At 68.2% G+C, this 20,935-nt stretch carries 23 protein-coding genes and 1 pseudogene; 10 read left to right on the top strand and 14 right to left on the bottom strand.

Annotation, left to right across the window (positions count from 1 at the left end):
* Window positions 1–2: 2 nt before the first annotated feature.
* Window positions 3–215 (bottom strand): heavy-metal-associated domain-containing protein, encoded by a 213-nt coding sequence (locus tag BN1193_RS02625; RefSeq protein WP_040163846.1) that lies wholly within the window; start codon window positions 213–215, stop codon window positions 3–5.
* Between the two features lie 93 nt (window positions 216–308).
* Here BN1193_RS02625 and BN1193_RS02620 point away from each other — a divergent pair, with 93 nt between their 5' ends.
* The 6 genes from BN1193_RS02620 (at window position 309) to BN1193_RS02595 (ending at window position 7,360) form a co-directional block, all read left to right on the top strand.
* Complete coding sequence (locus BN1193_RS02620) at window positions 309–767, top strand: carboxymuconolactone decarboxylase family protein (protein WP_040163844.1); 459 nt, start codon at window positions 309–311, stop codon at window positions 765–767.
* 13 nt (window positions 768–780) lie between these two features.
* Window positions 781–1,674 carry a sigma-70 family RNA polymerase sigma factor gene (locus tag BN1193_RS02615; RefSeq protein ID WP_040163966.1) on the top strand — a complete coding sequence of 298 codons (894 nt, stop codon included), beginning with the start codon at window positions 781–783 and terminating at the stop codon, window positions 1,672–1,674.
* 833 nt (window positions 1,675–2,507) lie between these two features.
* Window positions 2,508–4,520, top strand: coding sequence for a KAP family P-loop NTPase fold protein (locus tag BN1193_RS02610; protein WP_040163843.1), 2,013 nt, complete (start codon window positions 2,508–2,510; stop codon window positions 4,518–4,520).
* A 338-nt stretch (window positions 4,521–4,858) separates the two neighbouring features.
* On the top strand, window positions 4,859–5,302 hold the full coding sequence (locus BN1193_RS17795) for a hypothetical protein (protein WP_040163842.1): 444 nt from the start codon (window positions 4,859–4,861) through the stop codon (window positions 5,300–5,302).
* Window position 5,303: 1 nt separating this feature from the next.
* The gene (locus BN1193_RS02600; RefSeq protein ID WP_052460358.1) at window positions 5,304–6,590 is read left to right on the top strand and encodes a hypothetical protein; all 1,287 of its coding nucleotides are present in this window, start codon (window positions 5,304–5,306) and stop codon (window positions 6,588–6,590) included.
* Complete coding sequence (locus BN1193_RS02595) at window positions 6,587–7,360, top strand: TatD family hydrolase (RefSeq protein ID WP_040163841.1); 774 nt, start codon at window positions 6,587–6,589, stop codon at window positions 7,358–7,360. Before BN1193_RS02600 ends, BN1193_RS02595 begins: the two co-directional genes overlap by 4 nt.
* 88 nt (window positions 7,361–7,448) lie before the next feature.
* On the opposite strand, the gene BN1193_RS02590 is transcribed toward BN1193_RS02595, so the two are convergent.
* Entirely contained in the window at window positions 7,449–8,792 is a 1,344-nt protein-coding gene (locus BN1193_RS02590) for an FtsX-like permease family protein (RefSeq protein ID WP_040163840.1), read from the bottom strand.
* Window positions 8,789–9,529 (bottom strand): ABC transporter ATP-binding protein, encoded by a 741-nt coding sequence (locus tag BN1193_RS02585; protein ID WP_230206383.1) that lies wholly within the window; start codon window positions 9,527–9,529, stop codon window positions 8,789–8,791. Before BN1193_RS02585 ends, BN1193_RS02590 begins: the two co-directional genes overlap by 4 nt.
* Before the next feature lie 125 nt (window positions 9,530–9,654).
* On the opposite strand from BN1193_RS02585, the gene BN1193_RS02580 reads away from it, so the two are divergent.
* Together BN1193_RS02580 and BN1193_RS02575 are read left to right on the top strand one after the other, a co-directional pair.
* A complete protein-coding gene (locus BN1193_RS02580; RefSeq protein ID WP_052460357.1) occupies window positions 9,655–10,938 on the top strand; it encodes a sensor histidine kinase in 1,284 nt (427 codons plus the stop codon).
* Window positions 10,919–11,581 carry a response regulator transcription factor gene (locus BN1193_RS02575; RefSeq protein WP_040163838.1) on the top strand — a complete coding sequence of 221 codons (663 nt, stop codon included), beginning with the start codon at window positions 10,919–10,921 and terminating at the stop codon, window positions 11,579–11,581. Before BN1193_RS02580 ends, BN1193_RS02575 begins: the two co-directional genes overlap by 20 nt.
* On the opposite strand, the gene BN1193_RS18535 is transcribed toward BN1193_RS02575, so the two are convergent.
* Window positions 11,570–11,749: a zinc-ribbon domain-containing protein gene (locus BN1193_RS18535; RefSeq protein ID WP_094770229.1), complete on the bottom strand. Its 180-nt coding sequence runs from the start codon at window positions 11,747–11,749 to the stop codon at window positions 11,570–11,572. The two genes, BN1193_RS02575 and BN1193_RS18535, sit on opposite strands and share 12 nt — an antisense overlap.
* 68 nt (window positions 11,750–11,817) lie before the next feature.
* Window positions 11,818–12,108 (bottom strand): annotated as a pseudogene (locus tag BN1193_RS18530) (zinc-ribbon domain-containing protein); the annotation flags it as partial.
* A gap of 150 nt (window positions 12,109–12,258) precedes the next feature.
* On the opposite strand from BN1193_RS18530, the gene BN1193_RS02560 reads away from it, so the two are divergent.
* Both BN1193_RS02560 and BN1193_RS02555 read left to right on the top strand, forming a co-directional pair.
* A complete protein-coding gene (locus BN1193_RS02560; protein WP_040163836.1) occupies window positions 12,259–12,618 on the top strand; it encodes an ArsR/SmtB family transcription factor in 360 nt (119 codons plus the stop codon).
* Entirely contained in the window at window positions 12,608–13,069 is a 462-nt protein-coding gene (locus tag BN1193_RS02555; RefSeq protein WP_040163834.1) for an SRPBCC domain-containing protein, read from the top strand. The genes BN1193_RS02560 and BN1193_RS02555 overlap by 11 nt, the downstream gene beginning before the upstream one ends.
* A gap of 67 nt (window positions 13,070–13,136) precedes the next feature.
* Here the strand turns inward: BN1193_RS02555 and BN1193_RS02550 are convergent, their stop codons facing one another.
* The 9 genes from BN1193_RS02550 to BN1193_RS02510 all read right to left on the bottom strand — a co-directional run bounded on the left by BN1193_RS02550 (window position 13,137) and on the right by BN1193_RS02510 (window position 20,903).
* On the bottom strand, window positions 13,137–14,000 hold the full coding sequence (locus BN1193_RS02550) for an aldehyde dehydrogenase family protein (protein WP_040163831.1): 864 nt from the start codon (window positions 13,998–14,000) through the stop codon (window positions 13,137–13,139).
* Window positions 13,997–15,439, bottom strand: coding sequence for an aldehyde dehydrogenase family protein (locus tag BN1193_RS02545; RefSeq protein ID WP_040163829.1), 1,443 nt, complete (start codon window positions 15,437–15,439; stop codon window positions 13,997–13,999). Before BN1193_RS02545 ends, BN1193_RS02550 begins: the two co-directional genes overlap by 4 nt.
* A gap of 7 nt (window positions 15,440–15,446) precedes the next feature.
* A complete protein-coding gene (gene deoC / locus BN1193_RS02540) occupies window positions 15,447–16,457 on the bottom strand; it encodes a deoxyribose-phosphate aldolase (RefSeq protein WP_040163827.1) in 1,011 nt (336 codons plus the stop codon).
* Window positions 16,454–17,386 (bottom strand): sugar-binding transcriptional regulator, encoded by a 933-nt coding sequence (locus BN1193_RS02535; protein ID WP_040163962.1) that lies wholly within the window; start codon window positions 17,384–17,386, stop codon window positions 16,454–16,456. Before BN1193_RS02535 ends, deoC begins: the two co-directional genes overlap by 4 nt.
* A 215-nt stretch (window positions 17,387–17,601) precedes the next feature.
* Window positions 17,602–18,537 carry a bifunctional riboflavin kinase/FAD synthetase gene (locus BN1193_RS02530; protein ID WP_040163825.1) on the bottom strand — a complete coding sequence of 312 codons (936 nt, stop codon included), beginning with the start codon at window positions 18,535–18,537 and terminating at the stop codon, window positions 17,602–17,604.
* A complete protein-coding gene (locus tag BN1193_RS02525; protein WP_230206382.1) occupies window positions 18,534–18,980 on the bottom strand; it encodes a hypothetical protein in 447 nt (148 codons plus the stop codon). Before BN1193_RS02525 ends, BN1193_RS02530 begins: the two co-directional genes overlap by 4 nt.
* Window positions 18,981–19,001: 21 nt before the next feature.
* Complete coding sequence (locus tag BN1193_RS02520; RefSeq protein ID WP_040163823.1) at window positions 19,002–19,370, bottom strand: hypothetical protein; 369 nt, start codon at window positions 19,368–19,370, stop codon at window positions 19,002–19,004.
* Between the two features lie 4 nt (window positions 19,371–19,374).
* Window positions 19,375–20,280 carry a tRNA pseudouridine(55) synthase TruB gene (gene truB, locus BN1193_RS02515; RefSeq protein ID WP_040163821.1) on the bottom strand — a complete coding sequence of 302 codons (906 nt, stop codon included), beginning with the start codon at window positions 20,278–20,280 and terminating at the stop codon, window positions 19,375–19,377.
* Complete coding sequence (locus BN1193_RS02510; protein ID WP_052460356.1) at window positions 20,280–20,903, bottom strand: nucleoside/nucleotide kinase family protein; 624 nt, start codon at window positions 20,901–20,903, stop codon at window positions 20,280–20,282. The genes truB and BN1193_RS02510 overlap by 1 nt, the downstream gene beginning before the upstream one ends.
* Window positions 20,904–20,935: the final 32 nt, after the last annotated feature.

Below are 20,935 nucleotides of genomic sequence, written 5' to 3'. Positions count from 1 at the left end.
GATCAGGCTCGACCGGTGAGGGTGTACCCGGCTTCTTCGACGGCGGCGGCGATCGCGTCCGGCGCGGGCTGGATGTCCGCGGTCACGGCGACGGTGTTCGCCTCGAGATCCACGACGGCCGCGGTCACGCCGGTCACGCCGGACACCTCGCTCGTCACGGCCTGCGCGCAGTGTCCACAGGTCATTCCCTCGACACGGTAGGTTTCAGTGCTCATCAGTTCATCCCTTCGCCTGCATCAGTGTATACCCCCCTGGGGTATACCGGGAGCGATCTGTCACACTTCCGGCGACGGCACCGACAATCAGATATGACACGAATCGAAATGGGTCGAACGAACAAGCTGGGTTACGCCGCGGTCATCGGGATGGAGACGTACAGCCGCACGCACGTGGACAAGCGGCTGTACGAACTGTTGAAGATCCGGGCGTCCGTGATCAACGGCTGCACGTTCTGCGTGGACATGCACATCACCGACGGGCTGAAGGCGGGCATCCCGCAGCGGGTGCTGACGGCCGCGACAGCGTGGGAGCACGCCGGCGAACTCCTCACCGATCGCGAGCGCGCCGTCCTCGCGCTCACCGACGCGGTGACGCGGTTGGGCGAGAACGCCGTGTCGGACGAGGTGTGGGAGCGTGCGGCGGCGTTCTTCGATGAGGGCGAGCTTGGCGCGCTGGTCCTCGCCATCGCCACGATCAACGTCTGGAACCGGATCGCGATCTCCACGCGGATGACACCGCCCGTGGATGCGAGCCATCCGATCGCGTGAGTATCGTGACGGCATGACGTCCGCCCCGGCTTCCGCCGCCACCGACGCGTGGTCGCTCGCGCGCGGGCGATTGCTCGGCATCGCGTACCGGATGCTCGGCGACTGGGGCGAGGCGGAGGACGTCGTGTCCGAGGTCGCGATCACCGCCCTCGCGGCGGAGCGCGAGCACACCCCGGTGCGGTCCTGGTCGGCGTGGCTGACGACGGTGTGCGTGCGCCGCAGCGTCGACCGTGTGCGGACGCTCGCCGCCGCACGCGAGGTGTACCCGGGGCCCTGGTTGCCCGAGCCGGTGGACACCGCCCGCCTGCCGGATGAGGTCGCCGCGACCCGCGAGCTGCTTTCTCTCACGCTCCTGCACGTGGCGGAGCAGCTCACCCCCGAGGCCCGCGCGGCCCTCGTCCTGCACCGCGCGTTCGCGATGACCGCGCCGGAGATCGGCGAGATCCTGCAGCGCTCCCCCGCGAGCGTGCGCCAGCTGATCTCCCGCGCCGAGCGTCGCCTGGACATCACCCCCGACCAGTCCGTCGCGGATCGCGCGAACCGCGAGGCCCTCCAGCGGCTGGCCGATGCGGTCGAGTCCGGCGACGTCGCCGCGGTCGTGGAACTGCTGGAGGACGACGCGACGCTGTTCTCGGACGGTGGCGGCATCGTCAGCGCCGCACGCAACCCGATCTTCGGTGCGGACCGGATCGCGCGCTTCCTGCTCGGCGTGATGGCCAAGGCCATCGCCGCCGGGGCCACGATAGAAATGTCCGCGGTGATGGTCAACGGCGAGCTCGGGATGGACGCCCGCCGGCTCGGCGACGGCTCCGGCCGACGCGACGTGATGGTGATCCGTCTCGACCCGTCCGGCCGCGTCCGCACCCTCCTGCAGGTCTGCAATCCGGCCAAGCTCACCCGGATCTGACTGTCGGGTGACGCTCGCGTTGACAGCTGCTGTCAGACGAAATGGCCGATTCTGGGCTCAGGAAGTGACACGAACGGTGACAGCAAGCGCGAGAGCAGGCCGACGTCTGGGGGTATCGCGGCGGGATGACACTCGGTGTCAGGTCTGGCGGGGACTCGGAGCGCGATCGGGGCGTCCTTGTCGTAACACTTTCCCGGCTGCCCTCCATGCAACTCGGTCCGCATAGAACGCTGAGGCGGGTCGGTGGGTCCAGGGAAGCTGGTGAGGATGATGATCGGAGAGTTCTTGGCGCGGCAGGCCAAGAACTCGCTGCACACACGAAGAGGGAGGTGTGGCGGGTTGGCGCTCGGACCAATGGCGTCAATCTCTGTCGGCGCCCGTAGGGCGAGGGCGCGGCAGACCACGGCCCTGAGATTTCTTGGCACAGTGAGCCAACAATTCGCTGGCACCCAGGAGGAAGGGTGGCGCGGTCACCCAGCCGGCGAGATTCTCGCCTCGGTGAGCCGAGAATTGGCTGCCCGGATCAACGACATCGCTGGTCTCGCTGACAATGTGCCACAGCCTGCGGCACATTCCTAGCGAAGCGGGTGGCGGCGCATTGTCCCACGAGCTGTGGGACATCCTCGGGTCAACGGTTTGCGTGGCAATCGGGTCCGGGTGTTCGCCCCACCCGGTCCTTCAGCGTGTCGGCGCTGAGGGCCAGGGCCGCTCATGGGACTCTTAGGCTCAGACCACAGCCGTCACACGTGGGTGTCGCGTCCGCGTATCGCCCCGGCGAACAGGGCGCGCGGGGCCGCACGGTCGTCTCCCGTTCCCTGACACGAGGAGGCACCATGACCGTCACCCAGGATCTCCGCGGGCGGCTCTGGTCCGACGAGCCCTCGAAGGTCGATTTCTTGGCAGCCCGCGCCATCGCGGAGACGGTGTCGGATGCGGTGCTTGATGATGCGCTCGACCCTCTGGCGATCGGGCTCTCCGGCCCGTGGGGCAGCGGCAAGACCACGGTCCTCGAGCTCATCAAGGACGACCTAGAGTCGCGAAGCGACGCGGAGACTGCGAAGATCCTCACCGTCCGCACCGACCCGTGGCGATATGACCCGGCCGTCGGAGCGAAGGAATCGCTCATTGGAGAAGTGCTCGACGCCATCTCGGCCGAGCTGTCCGAACGCCTGAAGGACGTTGAGGAGACCAAGGGCGCGAAGATCAAGAAGCTTCTGAAGAAGCTGTCGGACAGGATCGACTGGGCGAAAGCAGTCAAGCTGGCTGCCACGTCCTCCCTCACGCTGACGCTGCCCGGTGTCGACAAGGTGTTGGACCTCATCCGGGAGCCTGCGCCCAAGGGAACTGATCAGAAGGACGAACCGCGCGGGCTCGCTGGGTTCAAGGCCGAGTTCGCCGAACTCCTCGCAGCGGAGGAGATGTCCCACATTCGGCGTGTGGCCGTGCTGGTCGATGACCTCGACAGGTGCTTGGTGGACACGGTCGTGGAGACCTTGGAGGCGATCCGTCTGTTCCTGAGCGTCGAGGGCATGGCTTTCGTCATCGCGGCGGACGAGGACAGGGTCGCTGATGCCATCCGCACTCGTCTGCCGGAGTGGAGCATGCCGGCCGAGCGCCCCGACGACGAAGATGCGCTCCCGGCCGAGCCGCCATCCAAGCTGTATCTGCACAAGATCGTCCAGACGACCGTTCCTCTGCCTGCGCTGGGAGCGTTTGACACGGAGTCGTACGTGCTGTTGCTGCAGCTGCAGAACCGCATCGACAAGCGCCTCACCGACGAGCAGCTTGCGACGGTCATCGCCGAATGCCACCGGCTTCGCGCGGTGGGCGCGCTCGATGACCTCAAGGCACCGGACGGTCTCGATGTCCAGCGGGAGCTTTCCTTCGCGCGTCGACTGACGACGATCCTGTACGAGAAGCTTCGTGGCAATCCGCGTCGCATCAAGCGATTCCTCAACGATCTGAACATCCGTCGCTCGATCGCAGCGCGACGCGGCATCGACCTCGATTACGACGTGGTCGCCAAGCTCATGGTCCTCGAAGTACTCCTGCCCGACCAGTTCCAGTCGGTGCTGTCGTGGCTGCGGACCGGTGAGCTCCGGGACCGTCTGGAAGCGCTGGAGACGCAAGCGAACCGCCCCAAGGATGCACCGGCGACCACCGACGGCGCATCCGGGAAGTCGCCCGGAGTCGAGACGACGGTCGAACCGCTCGTGTTGCCGCCAACCGTCGTAGAGCGGGCTGAGCCGGCGACGAGCGGTGAGCACACCGAGAGCGCAGACGAGCAGCCAGAGCCCGCGCCGGCGACGGCCACTGTCGCCCCGCACTTCGGGGACGACATGATCCGGTGGGCCAAGCTCCCTCCGGATCTTCACGAACTCGATCTGAGCCCGTACCTCCACCTCGCGGCGTCCTTTCGCGGAGATCTGCTCGTCAGCGCCGAACTCCCGCAGCACCTTCGTGACCTGGCCGCGCTGTTGGCTTCGACCAGGACGGTCGACAGGCGGCAGCTCAGCGAGGAGAGTCTCCTCGCTCTCACGATCGATGACGTCAGCCAGCTCCTCCGCCACTTGGGATTGCGCGCCAGGGACCGGGTCCAAGAGCAGCGTGGGGCAGTCGCCGGAATCGCACGCCTCGCCAAGGCACATCCGGCCGTGCAACCCGCCGCGCTTGAGGCGTTCCGGCGGCTCCCAACCTCCGAGCTCCAGCCGGGCACCGCGATCACCATCGCGGGACTCGACATCCCCGGAATCAAGGACGTCATCAACGCCCTTGCTGCGCAGCTACCCGACGGCACCATCAAGAAGGCGCTCACGACACCGCCGCCCAAGGGGGCGCAGCGCTGATGGGCACGAAGGGTTCATACTCCGGGAGCGCCGCCGGAGGCGAAGTACGCGACGGACTCGACGACTGGCTCGCCAGTCTCCCCGGCTCGGACGTCGTGGCTCCGACGCCATCCAACGCCCAACCGACGCTTCTCTCACCGTTGAAGCCGTCTCCAACCTCACCCGCGGGCAGGGTCCTGCCCGCGGCCGCGCTCTTCCGATCCTCCCGGGGTGGCGGCGGAAGCGGACGGGCCCGACGCGGCACCGACACGGTCACCCGGTCGGTGTCCGGATCGGCACGGTCCGCAGGCCGAGGTGCGGCGGCGGCGTATGCCTATCGCACGGGCGACTCACAGACCTTGCGGGACCTCGGCCTGGACTATGACGCACTCCGAGCGAACCCGAACATCTTCGATGTTGCCCATCAGATCGCGCAGAAAGTCTGCGAGGACCTCCCGCCCGGGACGATCGAGACGGACGAGCAGTTGGCAGTCGTCGGAAGGCTCGCGGAGTGGCTCGTGGAGAGCGACACATCCGGCGCGGACGTGTCGCTCGGACAGATCGCCGAGGAGGCGGTCGCCCTGATCCTCGCCGAGGCGTATCTCGTGGAGACCGCGTCGAGCCTCAACACCAAGGAGATGACCGGCCCGCAGCGTGCAGCGTTCGAGGACGGTGTCCGTCAGGCCGCGGAAGAACTCGCCGCACACGCGAACCTGTCCCCGAGCGGGCCGAGCCCCGACGAGTTCACACGGGCCATCGAGGACGGCCTGGAATACCTCAGAACGATCCACGGGGCGGACTGACATGGCCCAGTTCGATCTTCGATTCCAGGTTCCCGCGACCGTCACCCGCGAGGCGGCCGAGAGCACCTTCTACTGGCCCGTTGGCGGTGCCGGCACGTTCAACACCTCCCTCGGGCCGCGGCTGGGCAGGCTCGGACCGGTGCGGCGCGAGAACATCGAATTGTTCCGCCTCGCAGTGATGGTCTACGCAGCAGACCGCTCGGTGCCGCGGCGCGCCGGGAGCGTCAACTGGACTCAGCGGCGCATCACCATGAGCGTGCCCGTGCATGATCCGGCACCCTGGGACGCCGTCGCGAGCGAGCTGCAGGAACTCCTCGGCTTTCTGTCCGGCGACCTGTGGGAGCTCACGTTCCGCGCGGCACGCATCCCACGTGAGGACATCGCACCGAACTCCTACCCGGATGCGCGTCGGGTCGTGCTCATGAGCGGCGGGGCGGATTCTGCCATCGGCGCGTTCTTGGCCCGCACCCGACCTGAGGAGCACCTCCTGGTCTCGCACGTCGGCGCAACATCCATCTCACCGATCCAGAAGGACGTCGCTGAGCGCATCAGGGCGCTTCGGCCCGATGGCGCCACGCAGCACCATGAGCAGCTCGTCTTCACCCGCCGTAAGGCACAGCCCGGGGGCCACCGTTTTCGGGACGAGAACTCGACGCGAACGCGATCGATCCTCTTCCTCGCACTCGGGCTAGCGTTCGCATCGATGAACGAGGTGGAGCTTTGGATTCCGGAGAACGGGTTCGCGTCGCTGAACCCGCCGCTCGGCCCCGACCAGCTGGGCAGTCTGTCCACACGCACGACGCACCCTTGGTTCCTCACGGAACTGTCACGCCTCGTCGCGCAGACAGGCGGCTGGGGGATGCTCGCGAATCCGTTCGCGACAAAGACCAAGGGCGAGATGTTCCGGTGGCTGGCCGACGAGGTCGGCGATGAGGCCGCCACAGAACTGCTCAGCGCCACCAACTCCTGCGCGTTCACGAACAGAAGATGGCTGGGGGTCTCCGCGACAGATCACTGCGGAACCTGTTTCGGCTGTCTCGTGAGACGCGCATCGTTTGCCGCCGCAGGTCTGGCAGACGGGAGCCGCTACGTGATCGACGCCCCAGCTAGCGACTCCGCCAGAGCCCAGCTCGAGAAGGCGTCGATCCTGCCCAGCATTCGAGGATTCGTGGCCCGAGGGATCAGGGTCAGCGACATCGCAGCAATGCGCCTGCCGCAGGGATACTCCGCCGGCGAAGCCCGCGACCTGTGTCTCCGGGGTGCCCACGAGCTGGGGATGCTGACATGACCACCTGGCCGCCGGTGGACATGCACGCCCACATCGACCCGACCATCACCCCGCGGGATCTGTTGGGCCTTCGGGCGGTGATCTTCGCCGCCAGCCGGAGCCTTGCCGAGTCGAAGCTCGGGTTGAAGCGCCAGAAACAGGATCTCCTCACCATCTGGGGCGTCGGCGTTCACCCGGGAGTCCACGCAGCGCTCGAACGCTACGACCCCAGCGAGTTCAACAGTCTGATCGATCAGACGGCATACGTCGGTGAAGTCGGACTCGACGCGAAAGTGCCGTCCCGCCGCGCCAGGCAGCACGACGTGTTCGCATCGCTGCTCACCGAGTTGCAGGCGAAGCCGCGCCTCACCTCGATCCACAGCTATGGTGCGACCGGGGAAGTCGTGGACCACCTTGAGCAAACCCCTGTGAAGGGGGTGATCCTGCACTGGTGGCTCGGCGACCGCGCGGACACGAGCCGCGCACTCGAACTCGGTGCGTACTTCTCCGTCAACGTCGCCACACTCCGGGCAAGCGCAGCGGTCGACCTCATCCCACTCGAGCGTCTCATCCCCGAGACTGATCATCCCGACGGCAATCGTCGCGGCGCTGCTCCGCACCAGCCCGGCAACGTGACGCAGGTCGAGGAGGCGCTTGCGAATGCGCGCGGACTCACTGCTGCGGAAGTGCGCCTGCAAGCCTGGCGCAACCTCGCCGCACTCGTTGCGACGACTGGAACTAAGGGCCTTCTCCCGTCACGCGTCGCTGCGATCCTCGACTCCTCCGTGTAGCCCAGACCTCGAGGCGGCCGTTCGTCAGTCGCGAACCTAGACGCTCGGCGATCCGCGCTCTCGTCCAGTCCAGCGCGCTGAGCGCCTGCTATTCGATGGTGAGAGCGCGGGGGATCTCGTGATGGAGCGCTGCGACGGTCGGTGCAATCGTCGCTAGAAGAATGAACACGAGTCCGCCGCCAGCGATCATGAGGATCGCTGCGAACGACACGACGGGCATCGGCAGCAAGAGCGCCGTCGCGATGATGAAGCCACCTATCACGGTCGCGGCGGTACCCAGGAGAGCCGCGGTGACGGTGTAGATCACGGCTTCCCAGATCGCGGTGAGGGTGATGGCGCTGTGTGTGGAGCCTGCGGCTTGAATGAGAGCGAACTCGCGTTCCCGCGCGTGACCGGCCATGAACACGGTCGCGGCCGCGGCGACCGCAGAGAGCAGGAGCGGACCGCCGAGCAGAATCACGACGCCCTCGGGAGCCAGGTCGAAGCCTTCACTCCTCCCGGTCCGAGCAGCTTGGGCAGCAGCGAGCGTTCCGGCGGTGGTGTAAAGGCCGCCGGCGAGGGCGATGGCGACCATGAGGGGGCTGATTGCGGCGTTGGAGTAGCTGAGTCGGTGGCGGGCGGAGTTGCGCGCAAGAAACCAGGAGGATGACGCGCTTACGGGAAGTAGGGATGTCCAAGCGCGGAGGACGAGCGGGAACACGAGCGGTCCCGAGGCGGCAAGGGCTGCAGCGATGAGCGGGGTGAGCAGCACGGCCTGGCCTGAGAACGCGGAGATCGTGGCGTTGCCGTCGAGGTTGCCGGCGAGCGTGATGGTGCCGCCGACGGCGAGCACGGTGAGGAGGATCCGGAACCATCCCATCTTGACCTGTGGTGGTTCCGCATCGCGCAACGCCTCGATCGGCGGCGTGCGGCTGGCCCGACGTGCCCCGCGAAGTCCGCCGAGCACCGCGACGACCGTCACCGTCATCATCACGACGAGCACGCCGATCGCACTGAGGTGCAGGCTGATGCCCTGCATGTCGGTCCACTCCCGGAACGCCCACGTGAAGAGGGCGGGAAAGATGGGGATGGCAATGAGGCTGCCGAGAAACGCGCCGATCGCGCCGACGATGCCGAGTTGGGCGAGTACGACCACGGCGACGAGAGCGGGACGGATGCCGACGAGCTGCCAGAGCGCGTAGCTTCGCTGTTGCAGGGCAACGGTCAGGTTCGCGGTGGAGCTGAGCACGATAATGGCCGAGATTGCGGTGAACATGATGACCGCGGAGCTGGTGCTGGCCAGTCCCTCCTGTACACGGCCACCGTGAACGAGGCCGGTCTCGATCAGTCCGGCCGTGATCCCGGCGACGAAGCCTGTGGCGACGGTCACGGCGAGGATGCCGAACCATACCCGGGCGTGAGCGCTCAGGTCGGAGACCACGAGCCGGATCATGCGTCGGCCTTGGCGTGTGTGATCGCCTCGAGCACCTGCTCTGGCGTGGCTTGATGAAGTTCGTTGTGGATCAGTCCGTCTCTGAGCACGAGCACGCGGTCGGCGAGGGCGGCGGCTTCGAGGTCGTGGGTGACCACGATCACGGATCTGCCGCCGCCCGCGGCCGCGCGCAGGAGCCGCAGCACGTCAGCGCCGGTGGCGGTGTCGAGCGAGCCTGTGGGCTCGTCCGCGAACACGATGTCGGGTCGCATGGCGAGCACTCGGGCGATTGCGACGCGCTGCTGTTGACCGCCCGACAGTTGTCCCGGCCGGTGCCGGCCGCGATCCGCCAATCCGACATCGGTCAAAGCTCGGTCGATATCGGCTGCGTGGACGGGACGTCGGGCAAGGCGAGCAGACAGAGCGATGTTCTCCCGCGCGCTCAAGGAGGGGACGAGGTTGAAGGACTGGAATACGAACCCGACGTGCTTGCGACGCAGCGCGGCCAGAGAACCCCGGCTGAGGGTGCGGAGTTCGCGTCCGGCGAGCTGAACCGAGCCGGAATCGTAGGGTTCGAGCCCGGAGAGGCAGTAGAGCAATGTGGACTTGCCCGAACCTGACGGCCCGACGATGCTCACCATCTCGCCAGCGCGGATGTCGAGCGAGATGCCGCGGAGAACCGGCACGCGAGGCTCCTTCGGTCCCGCTCCGGGGAAGGTTTTGCAGAGGTTCGCAGCGCGGATGACGAGATCGGTCACAACATCCATTCGATGCGGTGGATGCCGCGGGCACGAGGGAGCGAGGTGGAGAGTCGAGGTAGAGCTGGCTCTACTCTTTGGCGAATGCCCACCCGTTGCAATCGGCGCTTCCTTAGGGTGGGAGCATGGAACCGGCGACCGTGTGGCACGCACTGATGCGCGCGCCCTGGCGGTTTCTGCTCAGTCGATGGCCCTGGCTCGCGCTGGTCTACCTACTCGTGAGCGCCGTGCTCGGGTTCGCGCTGCTGCCTGTCACGATCGTCACGCTGTTGCTCCTGCCGCTGTGGGGAATCCTCGTCGGCGCGCTCGAGCGTCGCCGCACCCGCATCCTCGGCTTCCCCCGGCAGGGGTCCGGGCATGTACCCCTCTCGCGCGACCAGCGACACATCTGGCTGGCCGTCCGGGTGAACGAGGCGGCGACCTGGCGAGAGACCGCCGCGCTTGTGCTCGACCTCGTGCTTGGCTGGCTCGCGCTGACGGTCCTCTTCGTGCAGGGCCTCTGCCTGGTCGTGTTCGTCTTCGTGGGCGTGTCGGGATCGCGAGGCCCCACGCGGATCAATCTCTTCGCCGACGCATGGATCATCGTCGGCCCAGACACCTGGTGGCCGGCCATCCCGATCGCCCTGCTCGCGGTGTGCCTGTTCGCCTACGTCAACGCGGTGCTCGCCGCGGGACAGGCTTCACTGCTGCGGATCCTCTGCGGACCCAGGCAGCGAGAGATCTCTCGGAACGTCGAACGGCTCGTCCAATCGCGGGCAGCTCTCGTCGAGGCCTTCGAGGCGGAGCGGCGGCGCATCGAGCGCGATCTCCACGACGGGGTGCAGCAGGAACTCGTGACCCTTGCTGCGCGGCTCGGCATGGTCAGCCTCGAACTCGACGACCTCGCCGCGCGAGGCGCCGACACTCGCCTCGCCCGCGGTTCTCTCGACGCCGCGCAAGGTCAGGCGGAGCATGCGATGGCAACGCTGCGCGACACCGTGCGCGGCATCTACCCCGCGGTGCTCACCGACCACGGTCTGCGTGCCGCGCTCGGCGAACTCGCCAACCGCACGCCGATTCCGCTCAGCTTTAACGTGGCCGACTTCGACCGGCTGCCGGCATCCGTCGAGACCGCCGCGTACTACTTCGTCACGGAGGGAATCAGTAACGCCGCCAAGCACACCGCCGCGACCACGCTGACCGTCCACGCGGCCGTCAACGAAGACGCGCTCACCGTGACAGTGACCGACAACGGACACGGCGGCGCCGACGAGTGCGCCGGTACCGGACTGCGTGGGCTGAGGGAGCGCGCTGACACCCTCGGTGGGCAGTTCACTCTCGTCAGCCCGGACGGCGGACCGACGACCCTGCAGATGACACTCCCGATCATCACAAAGAGAATCGACCAGGATGCGACTGCTGTTCGCTGAGGATTCCGCACTGCTACGCGAGGCGCTGACGGCGCTCCTGGAGCGGCTTGGCCACACCGTCGCCGCAACCGCCGGCACTGCTCCAGAGCTTCTCGAGGAGTTCTCGCGCCTCGACGACGCTGGCGAGCCGCCGGATCTCGTGCTCACCGACGTGCGGATGCCGCCCAGCAACCGTGACGACGGGCTCCGCGCCGTCCTCGACATCAGGGCCAGGCACCCGCACCAACCGGTCCTGGTGCTCTCGCAGTACATCGCCGACACCTACGCCCGCGAACTGCTCACGCTCCCGGAGGGCGCGATCGGTTACCTGCTGAAGGATCGAGTGAACCGGGTCCGCGACTTCGCCGCAGCCCTCGACACGGTCGCCATGGGCGGCACCGTGATCGACCCCGACGTCGTGCAGCACTTGCTCAGCGGCGCTAGGCCGGGACCGCTTGACGGTCTCACTCCGCGAGAGCGAGAGGTGCTCGCACTCATGGCCGACGGCAGATCAAACGCGAACATCGCGGCAGCGCTTACGCTTACCGACGCCGCCGTGAGCAAGCACATCGGCAACATTTTCGCCAAGCTCGGCCTCGGGCCCATCGAAGACAACCGCCGCGTGCGGGCCGTGCTGACCTATCTCCAGGCCTCACGGGCCTGATTCCGCGGCGATGGTGCGCATCCTCCGGCATTGGCGGCAGCCTCGGCCGTTCGAGCGGTTGCCGATGGGTGCTTTCCAGATGTGCCCGTTGCGCTTGCATCGCCAGACGACCTTCCTTGTTGAGTAGGCGTGACCTGGTCTGGGGTGATGTCGTTGCTGATGTCCCATTCGGCGGCGAGATCAGGTCGTACGGTTGCGAGGTCGGTTTCGCCGGGGATGGCGCGCCTACCGGAGCAGTATGGGCAGCCGTGTCCCTTCGAGCGGTTGGCGACGCTCGCTGTCCACCTGTGCTTCTGAGCGCATTCCCAGGAGACGGCGCGGCGTGAGTGGCGGAAGGATCCTCGAAATCGGAGTCTTCCGGTTCCCCGCCTGCGGGCTTTGACCGATGCTTTCCGGGTGCAGATCCTCGCGCTTCTCAACTGCAGGTTCCGAACGGAGACCCTCAGCCCTGTCGCGACCCCGGTGGGATGAGCTTGTCTGCAGCGAGAGTACCAACGGGTCGTGACACCTCGTCGCGCTGCTGCCACCGGCGTGTCACAGCTGCCAAACCGATGTCACCTGCTGCCACGAAATGTGTCCCGCTGCCAGATCCCGGGTCACCCAACACTGACCCCGGGGCTTGCGCGGGCGGTCGACGTGCGTAATACTCAACAAAACGGTTGAGTATAGGAGGGCCGATGACGGCGACGATGGTCTTCGCGGCACTGGGCGATCCGGTGCGCGCTGACATCGTTCAGCACCTCGACTCCGGACCGGCGACGGTGAGCGAGCTCGCCGCCCTGTTCCCGATCTCTCTGCAGGCGGTGTCGCGCCATGTGGGCGTGCTCGCCGATGCCGGCATCGTCACCCGGACGAGGGACGGCCGCAGCCGCACCGTCGAGCTGCGCGCCGACACGCTCGATGAGGCCGCGCAATGGCTGGAGCGCCGCCGCCGACGGCTGGAGGAGCGCTACCGGCGCCTCGACGACGTCCTCGCCGACCTGACCGCACCACCACTGGTTGAGACCGAACCGACAGGAGAAACCCATGAACGCTGAGACGACCCACGAACGCGTCGGCGAGCAGTCCGTCCGCCACCGCCGGGAGTTCGACGCACCCGCCGCCGCCGTGCAGCGCGCGCACACCGATCCGGAACTGTTCGCCCGGTGGATGGGCCCGCGCGGCACGACCGTCCGCTTCGAGCGCTTCGACGCGGCCACCGGCGGGGCGTTCCGCTACGCGGTCGTGGCAGGGTCGGCGGAGTTCCCGTTCTTCGGCAGCTACCACCGCGTCAGCGAGGGCCGGATCATCCACACGTGGGAGTACGACGGCGAGACCGAGTTCACGCTCGAGGACCTCGTCTTCTCCGACCTGCCCGACGGCCGCAGCGTGCTCGAGGTCACCTCGACCTACGTCTCGAAGGCGGCGTGCGACGCGATGCTCGCCAGCGACCTGGACGAGGGCATGACGGAGAACTTCAGCCGCCTGGACGAGCTCCTCGCCGCCTGAGAACACGAACGCCCGCCCCGGCCGCGACTCGCTGCGGCACGTCCGGGACGGGCGGGTTCGTGGGGGCTCAGATCATGGACTTGGTGTGCCAGACGGTCTTGAGCTCGGTGAACGCGGTGATGCGCTGCAGCGACGGAGCGGCGGCGTCCGCCCCCTCCTCCGGTGTCAGCACGCGCTTGAGCGTGTCCGCGGCGGCCTGCTGCAGGTCGATCCACTCCAGCGCGCCGGCGCCGACGAGGTCGAGCGCGTTGACGTCCTGGTGCGAGGCGAGCCACGGGGCCATCTCGGCCGGGGAACCGGTCAGCACGTTCACGACGCCGCCGGGGACGTCGCTCGTGGCCAGCACCTCGGCGAACGAGATCGCCGACAGCGGATACCGCTCGCTGGCGATCACGACGACCGCGTTGCCGGACACCAGAGCCGGCGCGACGGCGGAGACCAGGCCCAGAAGAGCCGAGTCCTGCGGCGCGATGATCGCGACCACCCCGGTCTGCTCGGGCACCGAGATGTTGAAGTACGGGCCTGCGACCGGGTTCGCGTTCCCGGTCACCTGCGCGTACTTGTCGCACCACCCGGCGTACCAGACCCAGCGGTCGATGGCCTCGTCCACCTGCGCGCCGGCGACGGCCGCGGTGACGCCCTGCTGCGCCGAGATCTCCTCGACGAACTGGGCGCGACGGCCCTCGAGCACCTCGGCGATGCGGTAGAGCACCTGGCCGCGGTTGTACGCGGTGGCACCGGCCCAGCCCTTCACGGCCGCGCGCGCTGCCTTGACGGCGTCGCGGGCGTCCTTGCGGGAGGCCTGCGCCGCGTTGGCGAGGAACTCTCCGGACGGCGAGGACACCGCGTACGTGCGTCCGGACTCGCTGCGCGGGAAGGCTCCGCCGATGGCGAGCTTGTAGGTCTTCGGCACGGTCAGTCGCTTGCTCACGCCGCACTTCCCTTCAGGTATGCCAGGAGGCCGGCCCGGCCACCCTCGCGTCCGTAGCCGGACTCCTTGTAGCCGCCGAACGGGCTCGACGGGTCGAACTTGTTGTAGGTGTTGGCCCACACCACGCCCGCACGCAGGCGGTCGGCGACGGCGAGGATGCGCGAGCCCTTGTCGCTCCACACGCCCGCGGACAGGCCGTACGGGGTGTTGTTCGCCTTCGCGATGGCCTCGTCCGGCGTGCGGAACGTCAGGATCGACAGCACCGGGCCGAACACCTCCTCGCGAGCGATGCGGTGTCCGGTCTGCACGCCGGTGAAGATCGTCGGCGCGAACCAGAAGCCCGAGCTCGGCAACTCGCACTCCGGGCTCCACCGCTCGGCGCCTTCGGCCTCACCGACCTGGCTGAGCTCGCGGATGCGGCCGAGCTGGGCTGCGGAGTTGATCGCCCCGATGTCGGTGTTCTTATCCAGCGGGTTGCCGACGCGCAGCGTCTGCATGCGGGACTTCAGCCGATCGGTGAACTCCTCGGCGATGGACTCCTGCAGCAACAGGCGGCTGCCGGCGCAGCAGACGTGACCCTGGTTGAAGAAGATGCCGTTGATGACACCCTCGATCGCCTGGTCCACGGGCGCATCGTCGAAGACGATGTTGGCGGCCTTGCCGCCGAGCTCCAGGGTCAGGCTCTTGCCCGTTCCGGCGACCGAGCGGGCGATCGAGCGGCCGACGGCGGTCGACCCGGTGAAGGCCACCTTGTTCACGTCCGGGTGGTTCACGACGGCGGAACCGGTCGCACCGGCACCGGTGACGATGTTCACGACGCCCGCGGGCAGGTCCGCCTGCTGCAGGATCTCCGCGAACAGCAGTGCGGTCAGCGGGGTGGTCTCGGCCGGCTTCAGGACGACCGTGTTGCCGGCGGCGAGCGCCGGCGCGATCTTCCAGGCCAGCATCATCAGCGGGAAGTTCCACGGGATGACCTGGCCGGCGACCCCCAGCGAACGCGGGTTCGCTCCGAGACCGGCGTGATCGAGCTTGTCCGCCCAGCCGGCGTAGTAGAAGAACCAGGCCGCCACCAGCGGCACGTCCACGTCGCGGCTCTCCTTGATCGGCTTGCCGTTATCCAGCGATTCGGCCACCGCGAGCTCGCGAGCGCGCTCCTGGACCAGGCGGGCGATGCGGAAGAGATACTTGCCGCGGTCGCGGCCGCTCATCTTCGACCAGACCTTCTCGTGCGCCCGGCGGGCCGCGGCCACGGCGCGATCCACGTCGGCGTCGGAGGCGGACGCGATCGTCGCGATGCGCGTCTCATCCGCGGGGTTGATCGTCACGAAGGACTCGCCGGTTCCGTCGACGAACTCGCCGTCGATGAACAGGCCGTACTCGTCACGGAGGTTCAGGACCGAGCGCGACTCGGGCGCGTCGGCGTATTCCAGGAAGCTCATCGGTGCCTCAATCGATCGTCACGTAGTCGGGGCCGGAGTAGTGTCCGGTGGTCATCTTCTGGCGCTGCAGGATCATGTCGTTCAGCAGGCTGGACGCGCCGAAGCGGAACAGGTGCGGCACCAACCAGTCCTCCCCCACCGTCTCGGCGACGGTGACGACGTACTTGATCGCGTCCTTCGAGGTGCGGATGCCACCGGCCGGCTTCACACCGATCTTCTCGCCGGTGAGGCGGTACCAGTCGCGAACCACCTCGAGCATGAGCATCGTCACCGGCAGCGTCGCCGCCGGAGAGATCTTGCCGGTGGAGGTCTTGATGAAATCTCCCCCGGCCAGGATCGCCAGCCACGACGCGCGCTTGACGTTGTCGTACGTGTTCAGCTCACCGGTCTCCAGGATCACCTTCAGGGACGCGGACGTCCCGTCCGGACGCGCGCAGGCGTCCTTCACGGCGACGATCTGCTCGAACACGGTGGCGTACCGGCCGGCCAGGAACGCGCCGCGGTCGATCACCATGTCGATCTCGTCCGCACCGTTCGCGACGGCCTCGCGGGTGTCAGCGAGCTTGATCGCGAGGCTCGCGCGTCCGGACGGGAAAGCCGTGGCGACGGCCGCGACGGAGACGAGGCCGTCGTCCGGATCGCCGTGCATCGCGCCCAGTGCCTCGACCGCGTACGGCACCATGTCGCCGTAGACGCAGACCGCGGCCACACGCGGACACGTGGCGTCCGACGCGTCCGGCTGCAGGGCCTTGGCCACCAGGGACCGGACCTTGCCGGGGGTGTCGGCACCCTCGAGGGTGGTCAGATCGATCAGCGTAATGATCTTGTCGATCGCCCAGCGCTTCGAGTCGGTCTTCACCGACCGCGTGCCGAGCGCCGATGCGCGCTGCTCCAGTCCCACGGCGTCCACGCCCGGCAGGCCGTGCAGGTATCGCGCCAGGGTGGCATCGTCCGGCTCACCGCCGATCAGCTGACGCGTGCGCTCGGCGCGCGTCGCGGCGTCTGCGAGTGCGGTCATTCGTCCTCCAGGAGGTCTCGGGCAGTGCCCTCGTCGGTGATCAGGATCGAGCACAGGCCGTTGGTGACCACGGCTCGGGCGATGTCGTGCTTGTCGTCACCTGCGACGACGAACACAGCGGTGTCGGCGGCGCGCAGGGTGTCGAGTTCGACCCCCACGGTCCGGGCGTTCAGGGCGGGATCGACGATGTTCCCGTTGGCGTCGATGTACCGGCCGAGAACGTCACCGATGGCACCCTTGCGAGCGAGCTCGGCCACATCCTCGGCGCGCAGGTAACCGGACTCCACCAGGGCGGAGTGCTCATCGCCGACGCCGGCGCTGAACAGGTAGACGTCCGCCGATCCGGCCAGCGCGAGGACACCGGCGATCGTGCGGTCCGAGACGACGGCCTCCTTGGTCTCGCGGCGCTCCAGGATCGCCGGGCTCGGCAGCAGCATGACCTCACCACGACCACGATCGGCGATCGTGGCGGCCAGCGTCGCCGCGGTCGAGGCACGGCGGTTCAGACTCACGCCCCCGTTGATCTGGACCACGGTGACTCCCGTCGCCCAGCCGTCCGGCAGCTTCTCGGCGACGTCGTTCAGCGTGCGCCCCCAGCTCACCCCGAGCGTCTTCGGGACCGGCCGCAGGGCGGCGAGGAAGTCGGCCGCGGCCTGCGTGACCACGCCTCGGGAATCGGAGTCATCCGGAACCGGAACGACGACGGCGGCGGTCAGGCCGAATCGCTGGGTGAGCTCGCGCTCCAGACCCAGCCGGCGGGCCCGCGGGTGCACGATCTCGATGCGCACGATGCCGCGCTCACGCGCCTGCGTGAGCAGCCGTCCCGCCTTCCAGCGGGAGATGCCCAGCAGCGCACCGATCTCGTCCTGCGTCTTGTTCTCTTCGTAGTAGAGCTCGGCGACGCGGACCGCGAGAAGCTCATCATCCACGACAGCCACGGTACGACTCCGATCGAGCCGCCGCAACATATGCGTATGACATTGCTCATATGCGCATTCGGTCACGCTCGCGCGCGCATCGCGAGTTCGACGAGACACGCTGGCCGGCAGACGGCGCGGGGGGCTCTCGGCGGAGATGTGCCGCGTTCAGGCCTGCCCGGACGTTCCTGACGCGATGCTGCGCACCGCCTCGGGCGTCCCACGGGTCAGGACAGGATCTCGCGCACCCTCACGACGTCATCCGTCATCTGCTCGATGAGCGCCGGGATGCCGCGGAACGCGACCATGCCGCGGATGCGCTCGACGAATTCGACGACGACGTGCTGGCCGTACAGGTCCAGGCCGCTCTCGTCGAGGATGAAGGCCTCGACCTGGCGCACCTCGACGTCATCGAACGTGGGGTTCACTCCGACCGAGACGGCAGCGCGGTGGTGCACACCGTCGGGCGTGACGAGCCAGCCGGCGTACACGCCGTCCGCCGGAACGTCGCCCTCGGCCTGCGGTGAGAGGTTCGCGGTCGGGAAGCCGAGCTCGCGGCCGCGCTTGAGCCCGTGCACCACCTCGCCGGACACGGCGTGCGGACGACCGAGCAGCTTCGCCGCCGCGGCGACGTCGCCGTCGGCCAGGAGCTGTCGGATCCAGGACGAGGACACGCGCCGCTCGTCGTCCGAGGCCACGTCGCCGACGACGTCGACGTCGAAGCCGAGGTCGGCACCCATCCGCCGCAGCAGCTCGGCGTCGCCGGCCCCGCGGTGACCGAAGCGGAAGTCGTGTCCGAGCAGGATCGTCTTCGCGTGCAGGTCCCCGATCAGGATCCGCTCGACGAACTCCTCGGCGGGGACCGCCGCCATCGCGGCGTCGAACGTCAGCACCAGCATCGCGTCCACACCCGTGCCGGCGATGAGGTCGACCTTCTGCCCGAGGCTGATCAGCTCGGTGGGGCAGAGCTCCGGCCGGAGGGTGGCCAGCGGGTTCCGGTCGAACGTGACGGCGACGGCCTTCGCGCCGATCTCCCGCGCATCGTCCACGGCACGAGCGAGCACCTGGCGATGGCCGGTGTGCACGCCGTCGAACTTGCCGATGGCGACGACGGTGGGACCGAAGTCCGCGGGGATCTGAGTGGAATCGGAGAAGACGATCACGCGACGACCTGCTTGTCGGGCTTGTGGGTGGTGAGGTACCAGAGGCCGATGAACGGCAGGACCAGGGGGATGAAGACGTAACCGGAGCCGAACTGCGACCAGACGGTCTGATGCGCGAACAGGTCCGGCAGCACCAGGCTGAGGGCACCGATCAGCAGCACCCCGACGAGTTCGAAGCAGATCGCGATCCACGCGACGGTGTACCAGCCGGGACGACGCGAGAAGATCAGGGCGAGCGTCGCGATGATGTAGACCACGGCCGCGGCAGCGGACAGGGTGTAGGACAGGGGTGCCTCGTCGAAGCGCTCCACGATCTGCACGAAGGAGCGACCGGTCGCGCCCATCGCCATGATCGCGTACACGATGACGAGCACGCGGCCGATACCGGTCATGCGACGTGGAGGTGCCGCGGTGGGCGCGCTCTCGGGCATCGTGTCGGACATCACTGATCCATTCTACGAACGCTACGCGCCCTGCACGGACCAGATCATCTGCATCCGCCACACCATGATCGCGATGGCGAGGGCCACGACGCCCAGGACGACGGTGCTCCACTTGGACCGATCGAGGAAGACCCACACCACACCACCGATGGGCAGAAGAATGGCCGAGACCAGGTACGTCCAGAATTCCAGCACACTGCCGGAGGCGGGGTTGCCCGCTCCCGGGGCGATCAGCGCGATGACCACCTGGGCCAGCAGGAGCAGCTCGATGAGCGCGATCGCACCCACGGTGAGATCGCCGGGCACCTTTCCAGCGAGGCCGAGCGCGATGCACAGGACTCCGGCGACGACCGCCACGGCGATGACGACGATGGTGAACCACAGGATCATTCGGTTATGCCTCCTCAGGCATGTTCATGGCGCTCTTGAGGTCGCCCCCGCGCTTCTCGAGGACACCGATCAGCGCGCCGTCCGGAGCGACCGCGGCGATCGGCAGACGGGATGCGCGTGCCGCGGCATCGACCAGACGCTTGCCGTGGCGAAGGTCCCGCGCCTCGTCGTCACTGACGGAGAGTTCGCCGAGCACGGCGACGGCCGCGGCCGCGGGTGTGAGCGTGGGCGCCTCGGCCAGAGCGTCGTCCAGGATCGCCGCTGCGGTGACCTCGTACGGTCCGACGTGCGTGCGACGCAGCACGGTCAGGTGACCGCCGACGCCGAGACCCGCACCGAGGTCGCGGGCCAGAGCGCGGATGTAGGTGCCGCTCGTGCAGTCCACCACGACGTCGAGGTCCACGACGCCGTCCGCGCGGCGGATGTCCAGGACGTCGAAGCGCGACACCGTGACGGCGCGGGCCTTCAGCTGCACCTCCTCGCCGGAGCGGGCGAGGTCGTACGCGCGGCGTCCGTCCACCTTGATGGCGGAGACAGTGCTGGGCACCTGCGAGATGTCGCCGGTGAGAGCAGCGATGCCGGACGCGATCGCGTCGTCCGTGACCGCCGACGCGTCCGTGGTGCCGACGATCTCGCCGTCCGCGTCATCCGTGCTGGTCGACGCTCCGAGCCGGATCGTCGCGGTGTAGGTCTTGTCGAGGCCGACCATGTAGGTGAGCAGTCGGGTGGCGCCCTCGATGCCGATCAGCAGCAGACCCGTGGCCATCGGGTCGAGCGTGCCGGCGTGGCCGACCTTGCGCGTGCCAAAGGCGCGGCGCACACGCGAGACGACGTCGTGACTCGTGATCCCCTGCGGCTTGTCCACGAGCAGGAGCGCGGCCGCCGGACGGGGGCGGTCCTCGCGCGCCATCAGCAGAAGTCCCGGTAGACCTGCACGGGGGCGGTCGGGTCACCGTTGTCGATGATCGCGGCGGCCGCGCGCAGCGGCTGCGTGCGGAGGTAGGCGAACTCCCCCGCCGTGTACGGTTGCTCGGTGCTGCGTCCCGGACGCTCGGCGAGGCGCGCCTCGGAGACCTCCAGCCAGATCGAGAAGTTCCACGCGCCGCGCAGTTCCGGGCTGTTCAGGAACGGCCCGTCGATCACGAGGACGGCGTCGGCGGGTGCGGTGACCCACCGCGCTGGCACGGGAGCGGACCGCGCCGGGTCCCAAACCGCCAGCTGCACGCCGGTGGAATCGGAGGTGTGCACGCCGCTGCGCCACGGATCGATCAGCACCCGGTGCAGCGTCTCGACGTCGGTGTCTTCGGCCGTCAGCCCCGCAGATCCCGGGACGCGGAAGCCGTCAACGGACGCGCGCAGCACGGCCGTGCCGTCTTCGCCGAGAACCTGCGCGAACGTGTCCGCGAACGCTGCGGTTCCGGACGTCGTGAAACCGTCGACGGCGATGATCAGCCGCCCGCCGGGGTGGTGCTGGCGCACCTCCTGCCGCAACTCACGCATCAGCGTGGTGACCGGGGTGATCGGAAGGCGCATGCCTCCAGATTACCGGGGCCGACGGCCGGTTT

Source organism: Microbacterium gorillae (assembly GCF_000826185.2).
In the GTDB taxonomy this organism is placed as follows: domain Bacteria; phylum Actinomycetota; class Actinomycetes; order Actinomycetales; family Microbacteriaceae; genus Microbacterium; species Microbacterium gorillae.
This window is presented reverse-complemented; position numbering and strand designations above follow the sequence as displayed.

What these genes read in the sequence shown, in the direction of transcription:
- BN1193_RS02575 (WP_040163838.1), top strand. Translation starts at nt 10,919, where the DNA reads ATGCGACTGCTGTTCGCTGAGGATTCCGCACTGCTACGCGAGGCGCTG.
- BN1193_RS18535 (WP_094770229.1), bottom strand. Translation starts at nt 11,749, where the DNA reads ATGGGACATCAGCAACGACATCACCCCAGACCAGGTCACGCCTACTCA.
- BN1193_RS02520 (WP_040163823.1), bottom strand. Translation starts at nt 19,370, where the DNA reads ATGATCCTGTGGTTCACCATCGTCGTCATCGCCGTGGCGGTCGTCGCC.
- BN1193_RS02560 (WP_040163836.1), top strand. Translation starts at nt 12,259, where the DNA reads ATGACGGCGACGATGGTCTTCGCGGCACTGGGCGATCCGGTGCGCGCT.
- truB (WP_040163821.1), bottom strand. Translation starts at nt 20,280, where the DNA reads ATGGCGCGCGAGGACCGCCCCCGTCCGGCGGCCGCGCTCCTGCTCGTG.
- BN1193_RS02595 (WP_040163841.1), top strand. Translation starts at nt 6,587, where the DNA reads ATGACCACCTGGCCGCCGGTGGACATGCACGCCCACATCGACCCGACC.
- BN1193_RS02620 (WP_040163844.1), top strand. Translation starts at nt 309, where the DNA reads ATGACACGAATCGAAATGGGTCGAACGAACAAGCTGGGTTACGCCGCG.
- BN1193_RS02545 (WP_040163829.1), bottom strand. Translation starts at nt 15,439, where the DNA reads ATGAGCTTCCTGGAATACGCCGACGCGCCCGAGTCGCGCTCGGTCCTG.
- BN1193_RS02580 (WP_052460357.1), top strand. Translation starts at nt 9,655, where the DNA reads ATGGAACCGGCGACCGTGTGGCACGCACTGATGCGCGCGCCCTGGCGG.
- BN1193_RS02600 (WP_052460358.1), top strand. Translation starts at nt 5,304, where the DNA reads ATGGCCCAGTTCGATCTTCGATTCCAGGTTCCCGCGACCGTCACCCGC.
- BN1193_RS02590 (WP_040163840.1), bottom strand. Translation starts at nt 8,792, where the DNA reads ATGATCCGGCTCGTGGTCTCCGACCTGAGCGCTCACGCCCGGGTATGG.
- BN1193_RS02625 (WP_040163846.1), bottom strand. Translation starts at nt 215, where the DNA reads ATGAGCACTGAAACCTACCGTGTCGAGGGAATGACCTGTGGACACTGC.
- BN1193_RS02615 (WP_040163966.1), top strand. Translation starts at nt 781, where the DNA reads ATGACGTCCGCCCCGGCTTCCGCCGCCACCGACGCGTGGTCGCTCGCG.
- BN1193_RS02525 (WP_230206382.1), bottom strand. Translation starts at nt 18,980, where the DNA reads ATGTCCGACACGATGCCCGAGAGCGCGCCCACCGCGGCACCTCCACGT.
- BN1193_RS02555 (WP_040163834.1), top strand. Translation starts at nt 12,608, where the DNA reads ATGAACGCTGAGACGACCCACGAACGCGTCGGCGAGCAGTCCGTCCGC.
- BN1193_RS02510 (WP_052460356.1), bottom strand. Translation starts at nt 20,903, where the DNA reads ATGCGCCTTCCGATCACCCCGGTCACCACGCTGATGCGTGAGTTGCGG.
- deoC (WP_040163827.1), bottom strand. Translation starts at nt 16,457, where the DNA reads ATGACCGCACTCGCAGACGCCGCGACGCGCGCCGAGCGCACGCGTCAG.
- BN1193_RS02610 (WP_040163843.1), top strand. Translation starts at nt 2,508, where the DNA reads ATGACCGTCACCCAGGATCTCCGCGGGCGGCTCTGGTCCGACGAGCCC.